The 22098-nt window shown below is 26.6% G+C and carries 24 protein-coding genes; 23 read left to right on the top strand and 1 reads right to left on the bottom strand.

Going from position 1 to position 22098, the window contains the following annotated elements:
- Nucleotides 1-40 precede the first annotated feature (40 nt).
- The 8 genes from AAQM_RS10740 to AAQM_RS10705 all read left to right on the top strand — a co-directional run bounded on the left by AAQM_RS10740 (nt 41) and on the right by AAQM_RS10705 (nt 4318).
- Nucleotides 41-424, top strand: a complete 384-nt coding sequence (locus AAQM_RS10740; RefSeq protein WP_129095352.1) for a hypothetical protein — start codon at nt 41-43, stop codon at nt 422-424.
- Nucleotides 425-487: 63 nt separating this feature from the next.
- Nucleotides 488-775 (top strand): YciI family protein, encoded by a 288-nt coding sequence (locus AAQM_RS10735; protein ID WP_129095351.1) that lies wholly within the window; start codon nt 488-490, stop codon nt 773-775.
- A gap of 165 nt (nt 776-940) precedes the next feature.
- On the top strand, nt 941-1183 hold the full coding sequence (locus AAQM_RS10730) for a cupin domain-containing protein (protein ID WP_129095350.1): 243 nt from the start codon (nt 941-943) through the stop codon (nt 1181-1183).
- Between the two features lie 41 nt (nt 1184-1224).
- On the top strand, nt 1225-1560 hold the full coding sequence (locus tag AAQM_RS10725) for a cupin domain-containing protein (RefSeq protein WP_129095349.1): 336 nt from the start codon (nt 1225-1227) through the stop codon (nt 1558-1560).
- 143 nt (nt 1561-1703) lie between these two features.
- Complete coding sequence (locus tag AAQM_RS10720; RefSeq protein WP_164967049.1) at nt 1704-2300, top strand: nucleotide-binding protein; 597 nt, start codon at nt 1704-1706, stop codon at nt 2298-2300.
- A 2-nt stretch (nt 2301-2302) separates the two neighbouring features.
- Nucleotides 2303-2575 carry a hypothetical protein gene (locus tag AAQM_RS10715; RefSeq protein WP_129095347.1) on the top strand — a complete coding sequence of 91 codons (273 nt, stop codon included), beginning with the start codon at nt 2303-2305 and terminating at the stop codon, nt 2573-2575.
- Nucleotides 2576-2642: 67 nt separating this feature from the next.
- Nucleotides 2643-3452 carry an ion transporter gene (locus tag AAQM_RS10710; RefSeq protein WP_129095346.1) on the top strand — a complete coding sequence of 270 codons (810 nt, stop codon included), beginning with the start codon at nt 2643-2645 and terminating at the stop codon, nt 3450-3452.
- A 50-nt stretch (nt 3453-3502) separates the two neighbouring features.
- The gene (locus AAQM_RS10705) at nt 3503-4318 is read left to right on the top strand and encodes a DUF2971 domain-containing protein (protein ID WP_129095345.1); all 816 of its coding nucleotides are present in this window, start codon (nt 3503-3505) and stop codon (nt 4316-4318) included.
- Nucleotide 4319: 1 nt separating this feature from the next.
- Here AAQM_RS10705 and AAQM_RS10700 read toward each other — a convergent pair whose 3' ends face one another.
- Nucleotides 4320-5471 (bottom strand): MFS transporter, encoded by a 1152-nt coding sequence (locus tag AAQM_RS10700; RefSeq protein ID WP_129095344.1) that lies wholly within the window; start codon nt 5469-5471, stop codon nt 4320-4322.
- Between the two features lie 238 nt (nt 5472-5709).
- Between AAQM_RS10700 and rpsL the strand changes: the two genes are divergently transcribed.
- The 15 genes from rpsL to AAQM_RS10625 all read left to right on the top strand — a co-directional run bounded on the left by rpsL (nt 5710) and on the right by AAQM_RS10625 (nt 21956).
- Nucleotides 5710-6093: a 30S ribosomal protein S12 gene (rpsL, locus tag AAQM_RS10695; RefSeq protein WP_014475127.1), complete on the top strand. Its 384-nt coding sequence runs from the start codon at nt 5710-5712 to the stop codon at nt 6091-6093.
- A 16-nt stretch (nt 6094-6109) separates the two neighbouring features.
- Complete coding sequence (gene rpsG / locus AAQM_RS10690; protein ID WP_129095343.1) at nt 6110-6577, top strand: 30S ribosomal protein S7; 468 nt, start codon at nt 6110-6112, stop codon at nt 6575-6577.
- Nucleotides 6578-6586: 9 nt separating this feature from the next.
- Nucleotides 6587-8692 carry an elongation factor G gene (gene fusA, locus AAQM_RS10685; RefSeq protein WP_129095342.1) on the top strand — a complete coding sequence of 702 codons (2106 nt, stop codon included), beginning with the start codon at nt 6587-6589 and terminating at the stop codon, nt 8690-8692.
- 138 nt (nt 8693-8830) lie between these two features.
- Nucleotides 8831-9697: an NAD(+)/NADH kinase gene (locus AAQM_RS10680; RefSeq protein WP_129095341.1), complete on the top strand. Its 867-nt coding sequence runs from the start codon at nt 8831-8833 to the stop codon at nt 9695-9697.
- A 3-nt stretch (nt 9698-9700) separates the two neighbouring features.
- Nucleotides 9701-11230 (top strand): DNA repair protein RecN, encoded by a 1530-nt coding sequence (locus AAQM_RS10675; RefSeq protein WP_129095340.1) that lies wholly within the window; start codon nt 9701-9703, stop codon nt 11228-11230.
- 66 nt (nt 11231-11296) lie between these two features.
- A complete protein-coding gene (locus AAQM_RS10670; RefSeq protein WP_129095339.1) occupies nt 11297-14191 on the top strand; it encodes a cache domain-containing protein in 2895 nt (964 codons plus the stop codon).
- A 130-nt stretch (nt 14192-14321) separates the two neighbouring features.
- The gene (locus AAQM_RS10665; RefSeq protein WP_129095338.1) at nt 14322-15614 is read left to right on the top strand and encodes a peptidase U32 family protein; all 1293 of its coding nucleotides are present in this window, start codon (nt 14322-14324) and stop codon (nt 15612-15614) included.
- Nucleotides 15615-15627: 13 nt separating this feature from the next.
- A complete protein-coding gene (locus AAQM_RS10660) occupies nt 15628-16887 on the top strand; it encodes a glycosyltransferase family 9 protein (RefSeq protein ID WP_129095337.1) in 1260 nt (419 codons plus the stop codon).
- A 37-nt stretch (nt 16888-16924) separates the two neighbouring features.
- Nucleotides 16925-17419: a 5-(carboxyamino)imidazole ribonucleotide mutase gene (gene purE, locus AAQM_RS10655; RefSeq protein ID WP_128987133.1), complete on the top strand. Its 495-nt coding sequence runs from the start codon at nt 16925-16927 to the stop codon at nt 17417-17419.
- Complete coding sequence (locus AAQM_RS10650) at nt 17419-17652, top strand: glutaredoxin family protein (protein WP_129095336.1); 234 nt, start codon at nt 17419-17421, stop codon at nt 17650-17652. The genes purE and AAQM_RS10650 overlap by 1 nt, the downstream gene beginning before the upstream one ends.
- Complete coding sequence (gene glyQ, locus AAQM_RS10645) at nt 17653-18588, top strand: glycine--tRNA ligase subunit alpha (RefSeq protein ID WP_129095335.1); 936 nt, start codon at nt 17653-17655, stop codon at nt 18586-18588.
- 3 nt (nt 18589-18591) lie between these two features.
- Nucleotides 18592-19347: a Nif3-like dinuclear metal center hexameric protein gene (locus AAQM_RS10640; protein WP_129095334.1), complete on the top strand. Its 756-nt coding sequence runs from the start codon at nt 18592-18594 to the stop codon at nt 19345-19347.
- Entirely contained in the window at nt 19340-20059 is a 720-nt protein-coding gene (locus AAQM_RS10635; protein WP_129095333.1) for a zinc ribbon domain-containing protein, read from the top strand. Before AAQM_RS10640 ends, AAQM_RS10635 begins: the two co-directional genes overlap by 8 nt.
- Entirely contained in the window at nt 20059-21210 is a 1152-nt protein-coding gene (waaA, locus tag AAQM_RS10630; protein WP_129095332.1) for a lipid IV(A) 3-deoxy-D-manno-octulosonic acid transferase, read from the top strand. Before AAQM_RS10635 ends, waaA begins: the two co-directional genes overlap by 1 nt.
- Complete coding sequence (locus AAQM_RS10625) at nt 21201-21956, top strand: pseudouridine synthase family protein (protein ID WP_129095331.1); 756 nt, start codon at nt 21201-21203, stop codon at nt 21954-21956. The genes waaA and AAQM_RS10625 overlap by 10 nt, the downstream gene beginning before the upstream one ends.
- Nucleotides 21957-22098 lie beyond the last annotated feature (142 nt).

The following is a 22098-nucleotide window of genomic DNA, read 5'->3' as shown; positions in this document are numbered from 1 at the left end:
TTAATCAATAGGGTTTATCCCTATTGAATACTTACTTGATATGGATTACATTTATCTTTTTCTTATTTTTATTGCAGTTGAACTTTTTGAGTCAAATTGGCAAAAATCTTATGATTTATACGGTCTTATAAATAATAACTATTTAATATTTAAAAAGAATATTTTTATATATTTTTTATTACATTTATCATTTTTTTATACTATTTTTTTAGCAATTTATTTTAATAATTTTAGTTTTTGGATGAGTTCAATATTTATTTTGAAATTTTTAGATATAAGCTTTAAATTATCAATAATGAAAAAATTATCGTTGGGTATTTCAATTGAAGAAATAGTACCAATAAATGTTAAAATGATACCAGTTTTCAGATATATGAATGTGATAATTTATCCATTAACATTTTTAATAGCAACTATGATGTAATAATTTTGTTTTATCATTTTATTTTTATGATAGAATGATAAAATAAAATAAAAAAGGAATAAAATGCAATATTTAGTTATAGCTTATGATAATGATAACGCTTTAGAAAGAAGATTAGAATCTAGAGAGGCTCACATTGAAGGAGCTAGAAAATTAATGGCAGAAGGTAAAATTATAAATGCTGGTGCATTAATTGAAGATGATGTAATGGTTGGTTCAACACTATTTGTTGATTTTGATTCTGATGAAGAGATAGATGAATGGTTACAGAATGAACCTTATGTTAAAAATAATGTTTGGAATATGGATGAATTCCAAATCGTTCCTATGAAACTGCTTCCTAAACAATAACAATAAATCTCAAAATATCTCATAAAACTCGACAAATTGGACTTTTTATAGTTTCAATTTGTCTTAATAAAAACAAAAGGCTTTTAAAAATAAGTTTTATTTAATTTTATAAGCATTAGTATCTTCTCTATCAAAGAATAAAAAATTTTAAAAAAGTGAACTAATATGAATGATAATTATGAAAAGAGAGTTTTAATTAATACAAATGATTTAAAATGGATTGAAGATGAAGTAAAAGGTGTTTCAAAAAAGTTATTATCAAAAATAAATAATCAAGAAACAGCAATAATAAAAATTCAAGAAAATTACAAATTAAATACTAATCCAAAAATAAATAGTGTTGAAATATTAGTTTTAGAAGGAACTTACATAAATGAATATGAGAGTTTAAAAGTGGTACTTATTTAAGACTATCAAAAGAGAAAGAGTCATTTGTTGAGAGTGGAAAAATGGGTTGTATCATATTTAGAAAAACAAATCATTTTACTGATAAAACTCAAAATATAGTTATTGATACAAATAATATCTTATGGCTACAAGGACAAGGAAATTTAGAAGTAATGCCATTATTTGAGCAAACAACATTGGTAAAATGGACTAAAAATGAAAAATTTATTTCTCATAAACATTGGGGTGGAGAAGAGATATATGTTTTAAATGGTATATTCATGGATGAATATGGCAAATATCCAAAAGGTACATGGATTAGAAGTCCTCATTTAAGTCAACATTTTCCTTATGTGGAAGATGAAACTATTATTTTTGTAAAAACAGGACATTTATAGTTCTTTATATATATTTTTATAGTTTATATATGAATATATAGAATATTTATTTAATAATATATAAGTTATAATATTTGTATATTATTAAATATATTTATATATTTAATATAAAATTATATAGAAATAAATAAAAGGAGTCCATATTGTCGTTTGTTGTTTATAGTATTAAAGGTGGCGTTGGAAAAACAACTTTATCTGTTCAAATATCTCAAATGATTGATTATACATATGTTACAAATGATTCTCACTCATCAGCACATAATTTGATGCCAGAAGAGAAAGGATTTTTAGTTTCAATTGATGAGTATGAACAAATTCCTTATGATGATAAAGTAGTATATGATTTTGGTGGTTTTAAAGATAATAGAATAAATGAGATTATAAAACAAGCTCATAAGATTGTAATTCCGACATTAACATCTATTGTTGATGTTCAAGCAACAATGGCTACTTTAAAAGATGTTCTTGAAATAAATAAAAACATAATCATTGTAGTAAATAGAACTAAAAATAACAACAAAGCAGTTGAGTTGAAAGAGTATTTACAAGAAGAGATAAATAAAATTGATTCTCGTATAAATATACCTATTATTTTTGTAAGAGAATCTTCTGTTTTAGAAGATAGTTTATTTGATTGTGAATATGTAGAAACAAAAGCTGGTAATAATAGATTTAAAAGACATATTTACAGAAATGCAATTGAAGATATGATTGAATTGAAAAAAGTTTTAGAGAAATAGATATGGGATATGCAGATAAATTAAAACAAAATACAACAAAAATTAAAACAGAAGAGAAAGTATTAGAAGAAAAAGTTGTTAAAAAGAAATCTATGGGAAGACCTAAGAAAATTGAAAGTGAAGTTAGAAATGTAGCAATTCCAGTAGCTTTAAATCAAATAGAAAAGGATTGGATTGAAGAACAAGCTAACAAAATGTCAAAAGAGATAGGTGTTAAAATAACAACATCAGCTTGGATGAGAATGATTTTACTTAAAGATATGCCTAAAAGTTAATAAAGAGTTTAATAAATAGCTATTTTTTGGTTATTATTACGAAAAAATTTTTACTTAAAGGAGTGTTATGTATCTTAGAGTTAGAAATATTGTAGAGAGTGGATTTTTTTCAAAATTTATAATCTATTTAATAGTTTTAAATGGTATAACTATGGGACTAGAAACTTCTAAAACTTTTATGCAAAGTTTTGGAGTTTATACAACAATATTTAATCAAATTATTATTGCTATTTTTACTATCGAAATTATTCTAAGAATTTATGTTCATAGAATCTCTTTTTTCAAAGACCCATGGAGTTTATTTGATTTTTTCGTTGTAGCAATCTCTTTAGTTCCTACAAGTTCAGGATTTGAAATATTAAGGGTTTTAAGAGTTCTTAGATTATTTAGGTTAGTTACGGCTGTTCCTCAGATGAGAAAAATAGTTTCAGCACTTATTAGTGTGATTCCAGGGATGTTATCTGTAATTGCATTAATGACACTATTTTTTTATATTTTTGCAATCATGGCTACACAACTTTTTGGAGAAAGATTTCCTGAATGGTTTGGAACATTAGGTGAATCTTTTTATACATTATTTCAAGTTATGACTTTAGAATCTTGGTCTATGGGTATAGTAAGACCTGTGATGGAAGTTTATCCGTATGCTTGGGTTTTCTTTGTACCTTTTATATTTGTAGTAACTTTTGTAATGATAAACCTTGTAGTTGCTATTATAGTTGATGCAATGGCTATTTTAAATCAAAAAGAGGAACAACATATAATAGATGAAGTTCAATCGAACGAAATAAAAATTGAAAAAGAGCTAAAAAGTTTAAAAGATGAAATATCTGAGTTAAAACTACTACTAAAAAATAGTTTAGAAAACAAAAATTAATATTTTCTCCTAATTATAATAGAGTATAATATTCCCATAGGAGAGTTACTATGGGAAATATTATGTATCATTACTGCAATGTTGAAGCTTTTAAAGCTATTATTCAAAATAAAACTTTATGGTTAAGTTCTGTTTATAATCTAAATGATTACAAAGAAATTCATTGGATAAAAGAGAAAGTTTTAAAAAAAATCCAAGAAATAACTACAAAAAATAATTATGAAAAATTTAATACTTTTTTAAAATTTTATGAAAATAAACAACCAAATGTTTATATAGCTTCATTTTCACAAGGTGAAGATTTATTAAGTCAATGGAGAGCTTATTCTGATGATGGATATGGCGTTGCTATTGGATTTAATACTGAATATTTCAAAGAAAATAATTTGATTAAAACATCAAAAGTATTATATGATGAAAAATTACAAGAAAAAGAGATTAAAAAAATTTTAAAACCATTATTTGAACTAAAAGATAATTTTGATTTTGATTTATATGAATTTGAAAAATTTTGTGAAAAAATTATAGATGAAATAAATTATTTATCAGCAAAATCAAAAAATGAACTTTTTATGGAAGAACAAGAAATAAGATTAATTCACAATCCAATAATAACAGAAGATAAATCTACGAAAAGATTTATTTTTGAAAATAATATTTCACCTATGATGTTTAGAGCAGTTTGTGGAAACCTAATACCATATTTTGAACTAAAATTTGATAACTTTAATGAAGAAAATGAACCAATATTAGAGATAATAAAGGGACCCAAAAATAAGTTTATAGACCAAGAAATAAGAATATTTTTAGCTAATAATGGTTTTTATAATGTAAAAATAAAAAGTTCAAAATCATCATATAGATGATTTAAAAACTTTGTTGATATTTTTTGTAAAATACTACACATAATAAAGCACCAGTTCCAGCCATAAGTGCTCCTACAAGTGAAGGATAATTAAAAGATAAACCAAAAAATAGAGGTATTCCTCCAAAAAATGCTCCTAAAGAATTTGCAACATTAAATGCAGCTTGCATAAAAGCAGCAGCTAACATTTCTGAATGTTTTGCACTTTTTAACATTACCATATTAATTGGTGTACCAATAGACATAGCTAAAGCTCCACAAATAAAAGTAAGAAGAATAGAAATGATTTTATTTTCTGATAGAAAAAATACTAAAATAAGTGAAATAACCATAAATGATAAAAGCATAATAGTTGTAATTGCAGGGTCTTTTTTATCGGCTAAATAACCACCTAAAATATTACCAACAACCATACCAGCACCTGCAACAATCATTAGATATGAAACTTGCGAAGCATCAAATTGTGATACATGAATTAAAAGAGGAGCAATATAACTAAACCAAGTAAATAATCCTCCAAAACCAATTGCAACGATAGTTAAAATATGCCAAGCTTTAATTGTTTTAAAAAATTCTAATTCTTCTTTGAAAGTTACAGTTTTTAGAGGTTTTAATTTTGGTAACCAAAGATATAAAGATAAAATAGTTAATAATCCAAGTATTGAAACAATTCCAAATGCATATCTCCAATGAAGATTATGACCTATAAATGTAACAAATGGAACCATAAGCAAAATTGCAATAGTAAGTCCTGTAAACATGGAAGAAATAGCTTGTGCTTCTTTTCCTTTTTGAGCTAATTTTGTCGCAACTACAGTTCCAACTCCAAAAAATGCTCCATGGGGAAGACCTGCAAAAAATCTTGAGATTAAAAGTGTATTGTAATCAGGTGCAATAATTGAAAAAGCGTTAAATATTGTAAATAAAATCATTAATGTAATTAGTATATATTTTGGAGGAAATTTCGCACTAAGTGCAACTAATGTAGGAGCTCCAATAACAACTCCAAATGCATAAGCAGAGATGAGGTGTCCAGCAACAGGAATAGAAACATCTAATGAATTTGCAACATCAGGAAGTAGTCCCATAATAATAAATTCTGTAGTTCCTATTGCTAAACCACCCAAAGCTAAAGGGAATAATTGTTTAGTCATATTTTTTTTACCTTTTATTTTTTCGAATTTTAGTAAAAAAAGATAACTTCAAACTTAATATATCAAATAATTTAGCATAAGATATTTTTAATATTATTTTAAGTATAATCTTGAACTTTTTTAGAAAACTCTACCAAGTTTCCTAGAATCGGAGTATCGTTTCAACTTAATGTTGATTTGCACGAGAAGCTTGAGTAAAGCTTATAATTACTCAAACCAATTTATATAAAGGAAAGAAATGCCTACAATCAATCAGCTTGTAAGAAATGAGCGAAAAAAGGTTATAAAAAAATCTAAATCGCCAGCATTAAAAGAATGTCCACAAAGAAGAGGAGTATGTACAAGAGTATATACAACTACACCTAAAAAACCTAACTCGGCTTTAAGAAAAGTTGCAAAAGTTAGATTAACAACAGGATTTGAAGTTATTTCATATATCGGTGGAGAAGGTCACAATTTACAAGAGCACTCAATTGTACTTGTAAGAGGTGGAAGAGTTAAGGATTTACCTGGGGTTAAATACCACATCGTAAGAGGTGCGTTAGATACTGCTGGTGTTGCAAACAGAACTGTTGCAAGATCTAAATATGGTACTAAACGACCAAAAGCCGGTAAAAAATAAGTAGAAGGATAAGAAAATGAGAAGAAGAAAAGCTCCAGTTAGAGAAATAATGGCTGATCCTATCTACAATAGTAAAGTGATCACAAAATTTGTTAATGCAATTATGTTAGACGGTAAAAAGTCAACTGCTGAGAAAATTTTATATGGTGCAATTGCAAACTTAGATGCAAGAGGCGAAGAAAAAGGTTTTGATTTATTTGAAAAAGCAATCGAAAATGTAAAACCACTTTTAGAAGTAAGATCTAGAAGAGTTGGAGGAGCTACATATCAAGTTCCTGTTGAAGTAAGAGCTGTAAGAAGACAAACTTTAGCATTAAGATGGTTAGTAGAATATTCAAGAAAAAGAAATGAAAGAACAATGGTAGAAAGATTAGCTAATGAGTTATTCGAAGCTGCTAATGAAAGAGGAGCTTCTTTCAAGAAGAAAGAAGATATGCATAGAATGGCAGAAGCTAATAAAGCATTTGCACACTACAGATGGTAGGAAAAATAAATGGCTAGAAAAATACCACTTAACAGAGTTAGAAACATCGGTATTGCTGCTCACATTGATGCAGGAAAAACAACAACAACAGAAAGAATTTTATTCTACACAGGTGTTTCTCATAAAATTGGTGAGGTTCATGAAGGTGCCGCTACAATGGACTGGATGGAACAAGAGCAAGAAAGAGGTATTACAATTACTTCTGCTGCTACAACTTGTTTTTGGAATCACCCAAAAACAAATGAGCAATTACAAATAAATATTATTGACACTCCAGGTCACGTTGACTTTACAATTGAAGTTGAGAGATCTATGAGGGTTCTTGACGGAGCTGTAGCTGTATTTTGTTCAGTAGGTGGAGTTCAGCCACAATCTGAGACAGTTTGGAGACAAGCAAATAAATATGGTGTTCCAAGAATTATTTATGTAAACAAAATGGATAGAACTGGAGCAAATTTTTTCAATGTTGAAAAACAAGTTGCAGAAAGATTAAAAGCTAATCCGTTACCACTTCAAATTCCAATTGGTGCAGAAGAAAACTTTAGAGGTATGATAGACCTTGTTAAATTAAAAGCTTATACTTATAACCTTGATGCACAAGCAGGTGAAATGTATAACATTGAAGATATCCCAGCAGATTTAGAAGATGTTGTTGCTGAATATAGAGAAAAACTAGTTGAAGCAGCAGCTGAGTCTTCTGAAGAATTGATGGAAAAATATTTAGAAGGTATAGAATTAACTGAAGAAGAGATTGTTGCTGGATTAAAGAAAAGAACATTAGCTATGGAAATTACTCCAATGGTTTGTGGAACTTCATTTAAAAATAAAGGGGTTCAACCTTTACTAGATGCAGTTGCTATGTATTTACCAGCTCCAACTGAAGTTGCTGATATTAATGGTGAAACACAAGATGGAGATGCTATTATTGTTCCTTCTACTGATAAAGGTGAAGTTGCAGGATTAGCATTTAAAATTATGACTGACCCATTTGTTGGACAATTAACATTCGTTAGAATTTATAGAGGAGTTTTAGAATCTGGAACTTATGTATTAAATTCTACAAAAATGAAAAAAGAGAGAATCGGAAGATTACTTAAAATGCATGCAAACAGTAGAGAGGAAATTAAAGAACTTTATGCTGGTGAAATTGGTGCAGTTGTTGGATTAAAATCTACGATTACAGGAGATACATTAGCTTCTGAAAAAGATCCAGTTATCTTAGAAAGAATGGATTTCCCAGAACCAGTTATTTCTGTAGCTGTTGAGCCAAAAACAAAAGCTGACCAAGAAAAAATGGGTATTGCATTAGGAAAGTTAGCAGAAGAAGATCCGTCATTTAGAGTTAATACTGATGAAGAATCTGGACAAACTATTATTTCAGGAATGGGTGAGTTACACTTAGAAATTCTTGTAGATAGAATGAAAAGAGAGTTTAAAGTAGAAGCTGAAGTTGGTGCTCCTCAAGTTGCTTATAGAGAAACAATTAGAAATGCTGTTAAACAAGAGTATAAATATGCAAAACAATCTGGTGGTAAAGGTCAATACGGTCACGTATTCTTAGAAATTAAACCATTAGTTGATAGTGAAGATAACTTTAAATTTAATAATGATATCAAAGGTGGGGTAATTCCAAAAGAATATATTCCAGCAGTTGAAAAAGGTTGTTTTGAAGCAATGCAAGGTGGTATTTTAGCTGGATATCCAATGGTAAATATGGAAGTTACTGTTTATGATGGTTCTTATCACGATGTTGACTCATCTGAGATGGCATTTAAATTAGCTGCTTCAATGGGATTCAAACAAGCTTGTAGAAGTGCTGCAGCTGGTGCGGTTATTCTAGAGCCAATTATGAAAGTTGAAATTGAAACTCCTGAAGATTATATGGGAGACGTTATTGGGGATTGTAATAAAAGAAGAGGACAAGTTCAGTCTATGGATGACAGAGCTGGTATCAAATTAGTTACTGCTATGATTCCATTATCTGAAATGTTCGGATACTCTACAGACTTAAGATCTATGTCTCAAGGTAGAGCTACATACTCAATGATTTTTGATAACTACTCTGAAGTTCCAAGAAATGTTTCTGAAGAGATTATTAAAAAGAGAAATGGTTAATATTTAACTGTTTTGTTTAAAGGGATGTGCTTTTTGCATATCCCTTTTTTTTTGATTAGATTTATTTAAGTAATTAATAAATAATAGGTTAAAATTAAATACGAATGATTTAAATAAATTTATAAAAATGAGCAAATTTTGAGAATTGAAAAAAATTTTGAACAGTTAGATAATGTTAAAAATGTAGGAATTGTTTTAAGACCTTCTAGTCCTGAATTAAAATCAACATATTTAAAAATAAAAGAGTTATTTGAAAATGAAAAAATTAATGTTTTTTTAGAAGAAAATTCTGCACAAATGATTAGTGATAATGGTTATTCTTTAGAAGAATTATGTTTAAAAGTTGATTTTCTTATTTCGGTTGGTGGAGATGGAACACTTTTATCAGTAGTTAGAAAGTCATTTAATTTTGAAAAACCTGTTTTAGGAATAAATCTTGGAACATTAGGATTTTTAACTGATATTTGTATGGAGCAATTACCTAAATTTATTGAAGACTTAAAAAACAATATTTATAAAATAGATAATAGAATGCTAATAGAAGGAAGTGTAAATTTAAATAAATTTGTCGCATTTAATGATATAGTAATTTCAAGAAAATCTATATCTTCTATGATTAAAATAAAAGCAAAAATAGATGGAAAAGCTTTTAATACTTATTATGGTGATGGAGTTATTATTTCTACACCTACAGGGTCAACAGCATATAATTTATCTGTTGGAGGACCGATAGTTTATCCTTTAACTAAAGCTTTTATTGTAACACCTGTTGCACCTCATTCTTTAACACAAAGACCTTTAGTTATGCCTGCTGATTTTGAAATTGAGTTTAAAATTGTTGATACACAAGGTGCGGTTGTGATTGTTGATGGACAAGATATTTATGAAGTTGAACAAAATCAATCAATTAAAATAAATATAGCAAATAAAAAAGCAAAAATGTTACATAGAATTCAAAGAAATTATTTTGAAGTTTTAAATGAAAAACTAAGATGGGGAAATTAGGAATTGATTACAAGAGTATATTTAAAAGATTGTTTATCTTTTGAGGAAGTTGATTTAGAATTTAATAAAGGATTAAATATTTTTACAGGACCAAGTGGTGCTGGAAAATCTATTTTGATGCAATCTATTTTATCGTTGTTTGCTTTATCTGATGTAAAAGCTTCTGTATCGGAAGTTATATTATCTGATACAAAAATTTCTGATGAAAATTTTGATATATCAATTGATGATGAAATTATAATTAAAAGTATAAAAAAAGATAAAGTAAGATATTTTTTAAATAATCAAACTATATCTAAAAAAAATTTATCTGAATTTTCATCAAAATTAATAAAACATTTAAATTTAAAAGATACTTCAGAGTTTGATAGTTCTAAATTAATAGATTTTTTAGATAAATTATCTTTCAAAAATAAAAAAGAGTTTATTAAAATTAAAAATGAATTTGATGAATTGTATAAAGAATTAACTTTAATAAATAAAGAGTTAGAAAAAATAAGCGAAGATGAAAAGAAACTAGAAGATTTAAAAGAGTTTGCGAAATTTGAAATTGATAAAATTGAGCAAATTAATCCAACAATTGATGAATATGAAGAATTAAATTCTTTAAAGAAAAGATTAGCAAAAAAAGAGAAAATTGAAGTTGCAATAAAAAAAGCATCAGGAATTTTTGAATTTAATCATAATGTTATTCATGCTTTGGAATCTATGGAAGTTGATTCATCTTTTTTTGATGAAGCAATGAATGAATTAAATAATACATTTGAAAAATTCAACGATTCGTTACATGAATTAGAAGATATAAATATAGAGAAAGTTTTAGATAGAATAGAAAAATTATCTTCTTTACAAAAGAGATTTGGTTCAATACAAGAGTGCTTAAAATATAAAGAAGAAAAGAAAAAAGAGTTAGAATCTTATGAAAATATTTTTTTTCATAAACAAAATTTAGAAAAGAAATTTGATGAAATTAATATTCAAATTGAAAGAGTTTCTATTGAATTATCTAAGTTTAGAAAAGAAAGTGCTTTAATTTTAGAAGAAAAAATTAATCATTATCTTAAATTTTTATATTTAAGTAATGCGAAAATTATTATAAAAAATAAAAAACTTGATTCTAATGGTATAGATGAAGTTATATTTGAATTAAACCATGTTTCTTTAGAAACTATTAGTTCAGGAGAATATAATAGATTAAGATTAGCTCTTCTTACATCTATGAGTGAATTTGATATTGTTGATAATGGTATATTGTTTTTAGATGAAATAGATGCAAACTTAAGTGGAAAAGAGAGTGATGCAATATCAAAAGTTTTAACAAAATTAAGTAGTTCTTATCAAATATTTGCAATTTCTCATCAACCACAACTTACTTCAAAAGCAAATCAGCATTTTTTAGTTGATAAAAATAATAAAAAATCATCTGTAAAATTATTAAATCAAGAAGAAAGAATTAGTGAAATAGCAAGGATGATAAGCGGTGAAAAAGTAACGCAAGAGGCTTTAGAATTTGCTAAAAATCTCATAAAATAATAAAAAAGCTTGACAATTTTATAATACAATGGATATTATATGTTCAATTAAATTGTGGGGTGCTAAATGTTTTCAAACATATCAATAAAAGGTAAGATATTAATTTTATCTTTGATTACAATCATAGTAATTTCAATAGCTATAGCTATAAATTCTATATTTTCAATAAAAAGTTTTTCTGATGAAAATATTGAAAAATATAAAGAAGAAGCTTATTTAAAAAAAGAAATAGAACTTAAAAACTATGTCTCTTTAGCTGTGAAAACTGTTGAAGCTTATCATAATAGAACAGCAGTAGATAAAATTAAGATTGAAGTTCAAGATCAGTTAAAAACACAAACAAATTTTCTTTTTTCTATTTTAGAATCAGAATATGCTAAGTTGAAAGGGTCATTATCTGAAGAAGCATTAAAATATAGATTAAAATCTATAGTAGATGCAACAAGATATGGACAGACAGGTTATTTTTGGATAAATGATACTGATTCAGTAATAGTGACACATCCAATTAATCCAGCTTTAAACAATAAAAATATGTATGAATATAAAGACAAAGGTGGAAAGCAAATATTTAAAGAATTTTCTGATGTTGCAAAAAAAGATGGTGAAGGCTTTGTTGACTATGTATGGCCTAAACCTGGCTTTGAAGCACCTCAATTAAAAGTCTCTTTCGTAAAATTATTTAAGCCTTATAATTGGGTTATTGGTACAGGTGAATATGTTGATGATGTAACAACAAAATTACAAGATGAAGCATTAAAAACTATTTCTGAAATGAGATACGCTAATAATGATTATTTTTGGATAAATGATTCTTTCCCTAAAATGATTCATCATCCAAATACAAAATTAAATGGAACAGATTTATCTACGTATGAAGATGCAAAAGGTAAAAAACTTTTTGTTGAAATGTCAAAAATTTCCAATCAAAATAAAGAAGGTGGTTTAGTAAAATATTGGTGGGATAAGCCAAACAAAAAGAATGACCCTAAAGAAAAGTTCTCTTATGTGCAAAAATTTGAACCTTGGGATTGGATAATTGGAACAGGTGCTTATGTAGATGATATAGAAAATGACGTTGCTTTAATGCAAGAAAATACAGACAAAGAGATTAATAGTATTATTATAAATATTTTACTTTTTTCTCTAGTGTTAATAATTATTGTTTATTTAGTTTATAATTATTTTGTTAATCAAACAATTATCAGACCTCTTGAAAATTTAAATGATGCAATTATTGATATTTCTCAAGGCAATACAAAAGCGGATCATATTGAGAAAAAATCAAATGATGAAATAGGAAAACTTGTTGATAGTTTCAATGGATATATTGCAAAATTAAGAGCTGGTTATGATGAAGATTCAAAAGTTATAGAGAATGTTGACCAAGTTATAGAAAAAGTTATAAATGGATTTTATGTATATAAGATTGAAAAAAATTCTTCTAATCCACAAATACAAAAATTAAGAGATTCTATTAATTCTATGATAGATAGAACTAATGAAAATTTAGTTGGTTTAAATAACATTTTAATTGAATATGGAAATTCTAATTTCTCTTTAAGTGATTCAAAAATTGATACTTCAAAAGTAAATGGAATAATATCTTCATTAGCAGCTAGCACTCAACTAATAGGAGTTACTGTATCTGAATTTTTATCAATGATAGTAACAAGTGGAAGAAAATTAAATGAAGATACAAATGTTTTATCAAATGCAGCAAATAAACTTTCAGCATCAGCAAATGAACAAGCAGCATCTTTAGAGGAAACAGCAGCAGCTGTTGAAGAGATTACTTCTATTGTTAAATCAAGTGTACAAAAAGTACATCAAATGTCTCAGTTAGCAGCTGAATTACAATACTCTTCAAAAGAGGGTGAAGTTCTTGCTTCTAAAACAAACAGAGCGATGGATGATATTGATGAGCAAGTTAAATCAATTAATGATGCAATTACTGTGATTGACCAAATTGCATTCCAAACAAATATTCTTTCATTAAATGCAGCTGTTGAAGCAGCAACTGCAGGAGAAGCAGGAAAAGGATTTGCTGTTGTTGCTCAAGAAGTTAGAAATCTAGCAAGTAGAAGTGCTGAAGCTGCAAGAGAAATCAAAAATATTGTTCAATTAGCAACTGCAAAAGCAAATGAAGGAAAAGCAATTGCAAATGAGATGATAGGTGGATATACAACATTAAATACTAAGATTAATGAAACTATTACTTTAATTGAAGATGTTTCACAAGGAAGTAAAGAAGAAGAAAAAGGTATTATTCAAATTAATGATACGATAAATACTTTAGATCAAGCAACACAAGTAAATGCAAATTCTGCTACTGTAATAAGCGGTTTAGCTTCTGAAGTAGCTGCATTATCTGAAAATTTATTAAAAATTGCAGATAGAGCAAAATTTAAAGAAATGAGTAAAAAAGAGATTGAAGATATTGATTTAGTATTTAAAATTTCAAAACTTAAAAATGATCATATAAAATTTAAATTGGTAAATTTCGATAAAGTAGGTAGTACAAAAGTTGCATGGAGTGTTACAAAACCAACAGAGTGTGATTTAGGAAAATGGCTAGTTGAGCAAGAAAATAGTGGAAAAGCCTTTACAAAAACAGAAAACTGGAAACATTTAAAGTTAAATCATGATTTAGTTCATAATAGTGTACAAGATTATATAAATGAAGATTGTAAAGAGGTATCTGATAGTTCATTATTGAATAACTTATCTCAAAAACTAGATAATGCAACACTTGAAGTTTTCAAGGCATTGGATCAATTAAAAAAAGATAATAGTTTTGTAGAATCTATTCCTGCAAAAAAAGTATCTTCTAATACTCCTGTAAATTTAGAAAAAATTGAAAAACAGGTTAAATCTGCTTCAAAAATTAATGTAAGTAATGAAAAATCAGAAATTATATCATCTAAATCAAAAGATGATGATGAATGGGAGAGCTTTTAAAGCCCTCTCATAAATCCTTTTTTTAAATCTAATTAAGATTAAAATAGTCCACTTTTATATTTATCTAAAAATAGGTATAATCTCAAATTAAAAAACAAAATATCATTATAAAAGTATTAAAAGGAATTTTATGAATAATCAAAAAGTAGAGTTACTATCACCTGCAGGTAATTTAGAAAAATTAAAAATAGCTATTAAATATGGTGCAGATGCAGTTTATGCAGGTGTTAGTCACTTTAGTTTAAGAATAAGAGCAGGGAAAGAGTTTACATTTGAAACTTTTAAAGAAGGAATTGATTATGCTCATGCAAGAGGAAAAAGAGTTTATGCAACTATCAATGGATTTCCTTTTAACTCACAAATAGACTTATTAAAAAAACATATTTTAACAATGGCAGAATTAGGACCTGATGCATTTATCGTTGCAGCTCCAGGTGTTGTAAGACTTTGTAGAGAATTAGCTCCTCAAATTCCTATTCACTTATCAACTCAAGCAAACGTATTAAATTATATGGATGCTCAAGTATTTTGGGATATGGGAGTAAAAAGAATTGTTGTTGCTAGAGAAATCTCATTAAAAGATGTTAAAGAGATTAAAAAACATTTACCAGATATGGAAATCGAGATTTTTGCACATGGTTCAATGTGTTTTGCATATTCAGGAAGATGTTTAGTAAGTGCTGTTCAAATGGGAAGAGTTCCAAATAGAGGAAGTTGTGCAAATGATTGTAGATTCGAATATACTTTATATGCAGTAAATGAAGACCATGGAACACTATTTAGATTGGAAGAAGAACCAGGAGTTGGAACATATATATTTAATTCAAAAGATTTAAATTTAGCTTCTCATATTCAAGAGATATTAGATAGTGGTGCAGTTAATGCTCTTAAAATTGAAGGAAGAACAAAATCTCCATATTATGCAGCAGTTACAGCAAAAGCATATAGAAGTGCAATAGATGATTATTACGCTGGTAAATTTGATGCAAATCTTTATCAAAAAGAGTTGCATACAACAAAAAACAGAGGATTTACTGATGCATATTTAATTCATAGACCATTTGAAAAAACAGATTCTCAAAATCATGATTATGCATTAAGTAAAGGTTCTTATGAAGTTACAGGTCTTGTAACTGAAGATGAAGAACACTTTTTATGTAAATATAAAGTTTATCCAAGCGAAGATATTGAAATTTTTACTCCAAAAGATGAAGTTTTATCTGAATGTGAGAATGAAATAGGAAAAATTTTCAAAAAAGAAGATGGGTTATATTATATTAATTTCAAAAAGATTTTAACAGAAACTGGAAAAGAGTTGGAATCAGTTCATAGTGGAAATGTAAATAAGATAAAATTACCAGGAAAACTTCCTTATTTAACAATGTTTAGAATAGAAAATATTGAAGATAATATTGTAGAATAAGCTTTTAAAAGAAATGATTTTTTTTAGAGTTACTCAAAATATAAATATTAAAACTACAGATGGAACTTTAGTTAATTATTTTAGATTTAAAAATCCATCAAATATGGAAAATGAGACAGTTTATATAACTACTTATTCTGATTTTAATGATTTGAAAACTATATTTAATAAAGTAGATAAGGATAAATATATTCCAAAAGTTTTTGAAGAAAAAAGACTTCGTAAATTGGAAAATTTTCCTATCGAATTAGGCATAGAGAACTTGGATGAATATAAAAAAAGAGAAGCTAATGATAAACTCTTTTTTTATGATGTGAAATCAGTTGATATTTATAAACAATTAAAAAACATAAAAAATGATGAAATAAAAATTGCATTTATTGGTGGAATTGGTAATAGTATTAGTCAAATTATTTCATCTTTAGCTGCATTAAGAATTTTACATAAAAAATTAAAAGAAATTTGTAAAAATGTAAAATTTGATTTATATATTGATGCTTCAAATAATAGTTATTATACAAGAGATAAACAAATATATCTTACACAAGATTATATCTCTAATATTTTTCCTTTAAGTATTACTTCAAAAAAATTGTGTGAGTATGATTATTTTGTTGATAATAGTGTTAAAATTGAAGAAATTTTTGATGAATTAAATATAGTTGATGCTTGGCTTACTAAATTTGGGATTGATTATAAAAAAATAGTTGATGAAGATAAATATAGTGTTATAAATTTGTTAAAATATAAACCTCAAGATAGTTTATTTACAAAAATTAAAGTAGCAAAGCAAAAAGGAAAAGTTTTATTATTTCATCCATATTCTGCTAATATAAATAAATCAATACCTCAAGCTTTTGCTGTTGAAATGTTAAAAGAATTAATATCAAAACTTGATAATTACACAATAATAACTACTTTAAATATAGATAGTAAAATTAAAGAATTTAACCATTTAGATTTATCAAAAGAATCAAAAAGTATAGAAGACTTTATGTTTATAATCTCTTCAATGGATCAAATAATCACTGTGGATACTTCTACCTATCATATAAGTGAATCTTTTATGATACCTACAGTTACTATATTTACTGATAAAGAATTTGAAAAAAAGATTAAATATTACAATTATGTAAAGCCTATTTATGTGAAAGATAGAAGTAAAAATTTATCAAAATTTATTTATGAAAATGATAGTTTAACAGTAAATAAATTTGATTCGTGGAAAAAACTTAATATAAATAAGATTATAAAACTATTAGATAGTTTTTGATATAATCGGTGACTTTTAAAAATAAAAAGGAAAAATAATGAAGTTTGTTTCAATTATTATGGGTAGTAAATCTGATTATGAAATAATGAAAAATTGTGCTGATACATTTGAAAAATTTAATGTTAAATACGAAATGATAATATCATCTGCTCATAGATCACCTGAAAGAACTAAAGATTATGTAAAAGATGCTGAAGAAAAAGGTGCTGTTGTATTTATAGCAGCTGCTGGAATGGCAGCACATTTAGCTGGTGCATTAGCTGCAACTACAACTAAACCAATTATTGGAGTTCCGATGAAAGGTGGAGCAATGGATGGTATGGATGCTATGCTTTCAACTGTTCAAATGCCAGCTGGAATGCCTGTTGCTACAGTTGCTCTTGGAAAATCTGGTGCGATTAACGCTGCATATTTAGCAATGCAAATTTTAGCAATTACAGATAAAGAATTATCAATAAAATTAAAAGAAGATAGAATAGTTAAAGCAAAAGCTGTTGAAAGTGATTCTAAAGATATCGAAGTAATTTTATAATGAAGCCTATTGCATTATTTACTTTACCAAATTGTAAATGGTGTGAAGAGGCAAAAAATTATTTGAAAAGTAAAAAATTAAAATATAATCTTATTGATTTATCAAAAAATAAAGAAGCATTAAAAGATTGTCAAAAGCATGGATGTAAAGGTGCTCCTGTTATTTTAATAGGAAATTCATGGATTTGTGGTTTTGATAAAAATAAAATAAACAAAGAGTTAGGAATAAAATAGATGATTACTTTTTCACAAATTTTATTAAAGTTACAAGAGTTTTGGGCAAAACAGGGTTGTAATATTGTTCAACCTTATGATATTCCAGCTGGAGCTGGAACATTTCATCCAGCAACACTTTTAAGAAGTTTAGATTCAACTCCTTGGAGTACAGCTTATGTAGCACCAAGTAGAAGACCAACAGATGGAAGATATGGAGAAAATCCAAATAGATTAGGTGCTTATTATCAATTTCAAGTTTTAATAAAACCAAGTCCTGATAATATCCAAGATTTATACTTACAATCTTTGGAGTTTTTAGGTTTAGATATTTCAAGACATGATATTAGATTTGTAGAAGATAATTGGGAATCACCAACTTTAGGAGCTTGGGGACTTGGATGGGAAGTTTGGCTTGATGGTATGGAAGTTACACAATTTACATATTTCCAGCAAGTTGGAGGATTAGCATGCGATCCTGTTGCAGTTGAAATTACTTATGGAACAGAAAGACTTGCTATGTATTTACAAGGGGTAGATTCTGTTTATGATATTGTTTGGAATGAAAACTCTTTTGGAAAAACAACTTATGGAGATGTTCATAAAGAGGGTGAATATGAGTTTTCAAAATATAATTTTGAAATAGCAAATACAGATATGCTATTTAAACATTTTGATGATGCTTTTGCTGAATGTAAAGCTTGTTTAGAAGCGCAATTACCACTTCCTGCATATGATCAATGTATGATAGCTTCTCACGCATTTAATACTCTTGATGCTAGAAAAGCAATTTCTGTAACAGAACGTCAAAATTATATATTAAAAGTGCGAGAATTAGCACAAGGTTGTGCTGTTTTATATAAACAACAAGAAGTTCAAAGATTAAAAAGAGTTGGAAGTGAAGCAGCAAATAAAGCTCTTTTAAATTTAGAAAAAACTAATCCAGAGTTGTTTTAATAAATGAAATTAAAAGAAATTTATGATGTTTTAAATGATATTTCTTCATTTGAACTTCAAGAAAAATGGGATAACTCAGGACTTCTTGTTGGCTCTTTTGAGGATGAAATTGAAAATATTTATATTAGTATGGATTTGGATTTAGAATTAGCAAAAGATTTAAAAGCGAATTCATTAGTTATTACTCATCATCCTTTAATTTTTTCAGGAATTAAAAAAGTAAATTTTGATACTTACAGTACTAAAATATTAAAAGAGTTGATAAAAAAAGATATTAGTTTAATTTCAATGCACACGAATATTGATAAAACACATCTAAACAGATATTTTGTTGAAAAAATTTTAGGATTTAAAATAAAAGATTCTTTAGAGTTTTTGGCTTATTGTGAAGTTAATATGACTTTTGAAGAATTAGTAAAGCATATCTCTAATAAATTGAATTTAAAAACATTAAAAGCTGTTCGATGTAAAGATTTTATTAAAGATATTGCTGTTGTTACGGGTTCTGCTATGTCTTTATTAGATGAAGTAAAAGCAGATTGTTTTTTAACAGGTGATATTAAATATCATGATGCTATGGAAGCAAAAGCAAGAAATATATCTTTAATTGATATAAGACATTATGAAAGTGAGAAGTATTTTAATAAGTTAATTGAAGAACTTCTTTTTGAATATTTGAAAAAAAATAAATTAAAAGCTATAATAACAGCTTCAAAAAATCCATTTGAGTTTTTTATAGAAGGAGAAACGGTTGAATAAGTATTTACAGGATTTAATCAAATTATCAAAATTTGATACAGCAATTAGTATGTTTGAGCCAAAAATTGAAAAAGAGAAAGCAAAGTTAGCAACTTTTGTTGAAACAGCTGAAGCAATAAAGGCATCTATTAACACACTATATTTAGAAATAGATGATGTAAAATCAAAAAGAACAAAAAATAATATTCATTTAAGTGAACTAAAAACTAAGCTAGACAATATAGCTAAAAAAAATAAAGATGTTGCTAATGATAAAGAGTTAAAAGCTCTACAATTAGAAGAAGAAATAGCAAAAGAGCAAATCTCATTTGCAAATGAAGAGATAGAAAGACTTGATAATTTAACTGTATCAAAAGATGAGAGATTAAAAGAGTTACAAGCAAAACTTGCGGTTGAAGAAGAAGATATAAAAGAGATTCAAGTTGCAGTTGATAATATAATTGAAGAAATTAATAATGACAGAAATAGTGTTTATCAACAAAGAAGTGAATTATTAGAAAAATTTGATAATAAAATTTTAACTTTTTATGAAAAAATCAAAAGATGGGCTAAAGATTCAGCTGTTGTTCCTGTAAAAAAACAAGCTTGTTATGGATGTTTTATGAAAATTAATGATAAAACTTATGCTGAAGTAATTAAAGCAGAAGAGATTGTTAATTGTCCACACTGTGGAAGAATTCTTTACAAAGAAGATGAAGAAAAAGAGGCTTAATTTTGAGCCTTTTTAGTATATTTTACTATTTAGTATTAACTATTGTATATATACTTGCAATTCCTTATTTAATATTTAAATCAAAAAATAAAAAATATAAAAAAGCTATACCTTCTAAATTTTTTCTTATAAAAAATAGTAGATTTCAAGAGAATAAAGTTTGGTTTCATTCATGTTCTATGGGTGAAACTAAAGCTATTAAACCTTTAGTTGAATATTATAAAGACCAAGTAAATATTTCAGTTATTACAAATACTGGATACGAAGAAGCAAAAACATTAACATCAAATGTTAGATATTTGCCTTTTGAAATATTTTTACCTTTTTGGGTTAATAAACAAAAAGTATTAGTTGTAATGGAAGCGGAACTTTGGTATTTACTTTTTTTAGTTGCAAAGAAAAAAGGTGCAAAAACTTTTTTAATAAATGCAAGAATTTCAGATAAATCATATAATTCATATAAAAAATTTTCTTTTTTTTATAAAAGAATATTTGAAAATATTGATAAAGTTTTTGCACAAACTATAGAAGATAAAAAAAGATTAGAAGAATTAGGTGCTAAAAATATTGAAGTAATTGGAAATATCAAATTAGCTCAATTACCAAAAAAGAAAATAGATTTTGATAAACCAAATGAAATTTTAATAACAGCTGCAAGTACACATGAAAAAGAAGAGGAATTAATCTTAAGTTCTTATAAAAAAGAGTTTGGGAAATTAATTATTGTTCCAAGGCATCCTGAAAGATTTGAAAAAGTTAATAGTTTAATTAGTGAATATATAAAAAATAAGAACTTAACTTATCATAGATTTTCAATGAAAGAAACTTTTGATTCAGATATAATTTTAGTAGATAGAATGGGAATATTAAATGATATTTATGCAATATCTGATGTTGTAATATTAGGTGGTGCATTTGAAAAAATTGGTGGTCACAATCCTATTGAACCAGCTTATTTTGGTTGTAAATTAATAAGTGGTAAAAATATTTTTAATCAAAAATCTCTTTTTGAGTGTATTAAAAATTATTATTTGATTGAAAAAGAAGAATTAAGTTATTATTTAGGAAGAATTGAAAATTTAGAAAAACCGATTCTAACAAAAGCAGGTTCAAATGAACCTATTATTAAGGAGATAAACAAATGGCTGTAGCATATGATAAAGCATATAAATTATTAGCATTACAGGAAAAAATATCTAATTCTAAAGCGAAAGAATTAATAGATAGAGGTGTAGTAAAAGTAGGAGATAAAAAAGTTTTAATTGCACGAGGTGAAATTAGAGTTGATACAAAATTTACTATAAAAGAAATAAGTAAAATAAGAGTAATTTTTGAAGATAAAGATATTTTAGTAGTTGATAAGCCAGCATTTTTAACAGCTGATGATATAGCAAAAAAATATGAAAATGCAATTTTACTTAATAGACTTGACAAAGAAACAAGCGGTGTTATGATGTTTGCAAAAAATGAAGAATTTCAAAAAAAAGCAATAAAAGAGTTTCAAGCTAATAGAGTTTATAAAGAGTATGTCGCTATTGTTGAAGGAAAAGTTATAGAAGAAATAGAAATTGACAAGCCAATATTAACAACTAAAGATAGAGGAATGGCAAAATCAAAGATTGATATGAAAAGAGGGAAACCTGCTAAAAGTACAGTTTATCCACTTTTAGTTGAAGGTAATAAATCAAAAATAAAAGTAGTAATTGAATCAGGAAGAACACATCAAATTAGGGTTCATTTAAATTCTGTTGGTTTGCCAATTATTGGAGATGCTGTTTATGGAAGAACTTCATCTAATGTAAACAGGGTACTATTACATTCAAAAGTAACAAAAATATTCGATTATACTTTTGAATCACCTGAGCCAAAAGAGTTTAAAGTGTATGACTTTAATTAAAAATTAAGGTTTTAAAAACTCAAAACCCCTATAAATAGGGGTTTTTGAAAAATAAAAACTAAATAAAAACTTAAATATAAATTTATCTTAATCTAAATCAAAGTAAAAGTTTTGTAGTATTGCACAATTTAAAAATTGTGGA

It is taken from the genome of Arcobacter aquimarinus, from assembly GCF_013177635.1.
In the GTDB taxonomy this organism is placed as follows: Bacteria; Campylobacterota; Campylobacteria; order Campylobacterales; family Arcobacteraceae; genus Aliarcobacter; species Aliarcobacter aquimarinus.
The sequence above is the reverse complement of the archived record's forward strand: the minus strand, read 5'-3'. Positions and strand labels throughout refer to the sequence as shown.

Bases quoted from the DNA above. Each gene is read 5' to 3' on its own strand.
- AAQM_RS10740 (WP_129095352.1), top strand. From the start codon at position 41: ATGGATTACATTTATCTTTTTCTTATTTTTATTGCAGTTGAACTTTTT.
- AAQM_RS10735 (WP_129095351.1), top strand. From the start codon at position 488: ATGCAATATTTAGTTATAGCTTATGATAATGATAACGCTTTAGAAAGA.
- AAQM_RS10730 (WP_129095350.1), top strand. From the start codon at position 941: ATGAATGATAATTATGAAAAGAGAGTTTTAATTAATACAAATGATTTA.
- AAQM_RS10725 (WP_129095349.1), top strand. From the start codon at position 1,225: ATGGGTTGTATCATATTTAGAAAAACAAATCATTTTACTGATAAAACT.
- AAQM_RS10715 (WP_129095347.1), top strand. From the start codon at position 2,303: ATGGGATATGCAGATAAATTAAAACAAAATACAACAAAAATTAAAACA.
- AAQM_RS10710 (WP_129095346.1), top strand. From the start codon at position 2,643: ATGTATCTTAGAGTTAGAAATATTGTAGAGAGTGGATTTTTTTCAAAA.
- AAQM_RS10705 (WP_129095345.1), top strand. From the start codon at position 3,503: ATGGGAAATATTATGTATCATTACTGCAATGTTGAAGCTTTTAAAGCT.
- AAQM_RS10700 (WP_129095344.1), bottom strand. From the start codon at position 5,471: ATGACTAAACAATTATTCCCTTTAGCTTTGGGTGGTTTAGCAATAGGA.
- rpsL (WP_014475127.1), top strand. From the start codon at position 5,710: ATGCCTACAATCAATCAGCTTGTAAGAAATGAGCGAAAAAAGGTTATA.
- rpsG (WP_129095343.1), top strand. From the start codon at position 6,110: ATGAGAAGAAGAAAAGCTCCAGTTAGAGAAATAATGGCTGATCCTATC.
- fusA (WP_129095342.1), top strand. From the start codon at position 6,587: ATGGCTAGAAAAATACCACTTAACAGAGTTAGAAACATCGGTATTGCT.
- AAQM_RS10670 (WP_129095339.1), top strand. From the start codon at position 11,297: ATGTTTTCAAACATATCAATAAAAGGTAAGATATTAATTTTATCTTTG.
- AAQM_RS10665 (WP_129095338.1), top strand. From the start codon at position 14,322: ATGAATAATCAAAAAGTAGAGTTACTATCACCTGCAGGTAATTTAGAA.
- AAQM_RS10660 (WP_129095337.1), top strand. From the start codon at position 15,628: ATGATTTTTTTTAGAGTTACTCAAAATATAAATATTAAAACTACAGAT.
- purE (WP_128987133.1), top strand. From the start codon at position 16,925: ATGAAGTTTGTTTCAATTATTATGGGTAGTAAATCTGATTATGAAATA.
- AAQM_RS10650 (WP_129095336.1), top strand. From the start codon at position 17,419: ATGAAGCCTATTGCATTATTTACTTTACCAAATTGTAAATGGTGTGAA.
- glyQ (WP_129095335.1), top strand. From the start codon at position 17,653: ATGATTACTTTTTCACAAATTTTATTAAAGTTACAAGAGTTTTGGGCA.
- AAQM_RS10640 (WP_129095334.1), top strand. From the start codon at position 18,592: ATGAAATTAAAAGAAATTTATGATGTTTTAAATGATATTTCTTCATTT.
- AAQM_RS10625 (WP_129095331.1), top strand. From the start codon at position 21,201: ATGGCTGTAGCATATGATAAAGCATATAAATTATTAGCATTACAGGAA.